This window comes from Kitasatospora sp. P5_F3 (assembly GCF_054049135.1).
On record NZ_JBFUMY010000178.1, the window covers coordinates 1 to 1970 of the forward strand.

A 1970-nucleotide genomic window follows, 5' to 3' on the forward strand; every position below is an offset into this window, starting at 1 on the left:
CGCAGCAACCGCAGCAACGGCGCGTTCTCGTCCTCCCGCACCGCCGCCACCACCGTCGCATGCTTGTTCAACTGACGCACCGTCAACGTCACCAACACCGACGTGTCATCCCGCTCCGGAGCAACCACCACCCGACTGGCGGAAGGCAGTTCCGCCCGAAGCAACGTCTCCGTCCGCGTCGCATCACCCTGCACGCCGACCAGCCCGTCCAGCGCGGCCTGTTCGATCACCTTGGCCTGCGGGTCGACAATGACGAGCTCGCTCCGCTCCACCCCCTGACCGAGCAGTGTCGCCACCGCATGGCGACCCTTCGTGCCGTAGCCGATGACGACGGTGTGCTCCCGCACGGTGGGCCTCCAGCGGGTTGACGAATACGCGTGCTGGCGACGATACCGGCCGGGTCAGATCTCGAAGGCCAGCACGCCCGCGAGCGCGGCGAAGGCCCCGGCGAAGGTGCGGCGCATCCCGGTCACCACCGACGGCCGGGCCGCGACCCGGTCCCGGAAGGCGGCGGCGAAGCGGCCGTAGGCCACGAAGACGACGAAGGTCATGGCCATGAACACCAGGCTCAGTTCGGTCATCCGCAGCCAGGAGTCCGGGCGGCCGGAGTCCACGAACTGCGGCAGGAAGGCGAAGAAGAAGATGGTGAGCTTCGGGTTGAGCAGGTTGATCGCGATGCCGGTGGTGATCACCTTGAGGGCAGGCAGCGCGGGGGCGTCCTCCTCGACGGCCAGGGCGCCCTTGTCCCGCAGCGTGCCCCAGGCCATGTAGAGCAGGTAGGCGACACCGGCGTACTTGATCGTCTGGAAGGCCGTCGCGCTGGTGTTCAGCAGTGCCGCCAGACCGGTGATGGCGGCCACCATGTGGGGCACGATGCCGAGCGTGCACCCGACGGCGGCGACCACACTCGCCTGGGTGCCGCGCGACAGCCCGGCCGCCACGGTGTACAGGGCACCGGTGCCGGGTGTGGCGACGATGGCAAGGGACGTCAGCAGGAAGCTGATGCTCAAGATGTTTCCCCCCAGAGAGTCCCGAAGTGGGCACCGTCCGAGCCCACTTGGCGTGCGCCAGACGATACCGGGCCGGGGTTTCGGCCCGGGTCTGCAGCGCGGATGTCGTGACGCGCCAGGTCGGAGCAGCCCTCGTCCGGTTGCTGCCGTCATCCTGGTGCACGTGATGAAGAACGATCAGCCTTTCGGGCCCGGCCGCAGCTCCCTGCGGCTCGGGCGATCGAGGTACCGCCGGGGTCGACGCCCGGACTCGGACACCGAGTCCGGCAGTCGGATCACCCTGCCGACCCGACCGCCGGAGCCACCGATGCGTCAGGTCGGCAGAAGGCTGGTGCTGGCCTTGGCGGTGCTGGTCGCCACCACGCTGATCGTCTGGCTGGACCGCGGCGGCTACAACGACAACTCCGACGGCACGGTGGATCTGCTGGACGCCGCGTACTACGCCACCGTCACGCTCTCCACCACCGGGTACGGCGACGTCACCCCGGTCAGCGACTGGGCCCGGCTCACCAACATCCTGGTGATCACGCCGCTGCGGGTGGTCTTCCTGATCATCCTGGTCGGCACCACCCTGGAGGTGCTGACCGAACGGACCCGCCAGCAGTGGCGGGTGCGCCGGTGGAAGGACACCGTGCGGGAGCACACCGTCGTCATCGGCTACGGCACGAAGGGTCGCCATGCGGTGGCGACGCTGCTCGGTCAGGGGGTGGAGCGGAGCGAGCTCGTCATTGTCGACCCGCAGGCCAAGGTGATCGAGCAGGCCGCGCTGGACGGGCTGGTCGGCGTGCAGGGTGATGCGACGCGGACGGAGACGTTGCTGCGGGCGGAACTGCCTTCCGCCAGTCGGGTGGTGGTTGCTCCGGAGCGGGATGACACGTCGGTGTTGGTGACTTTGACGGTGCGTCAGTTGAACAAGCATGCGACGGTGGTGGCGGCGGTGCGGGAGGACGAGAACGCGCC

General features: G+C 69.0%; 3 protein-coding genes. 1 reads left to right on the top strand and 2 read right to left on the bottom strand.

What is annotated here, in order from left to right; genetic code table 11:
* Positions 1-347 (bottom strand): NAD(P)-binding protein (locus tag ACXJMZ_RS37120; RefSeq protein WP_457034403.1); only part of this gene is annotated, 347 nt, incomplete at its 3' end.
* A gap of 54 nt (positions 348-401) precedes the next feature.
* The gene (locus ACXJMZ_RS37125) at positions 402-1010 is read right to left on the bottom strand and encodes a LysE family translocator (protein ID WP_457034404.1); all 609 of its coding nucleotides are present in this window, start codon (positions 1008-1010) and stop codon (positions 402-404) included.
* A 166-nt stretch (positions 1011-1176) separates the two neighbouring features.
* Here ACXJMZ_RS37125 and ACXJMZ_RS37130 point away from each other — a divergent pair.
* Positions 1177-1970: potassium channel family protein (locus ACXJMZ_RS37130; RefSeq protein ID WP_457034405.1), on the top strand; the 794-nt coding region annotated here is incomplete at its 3' end.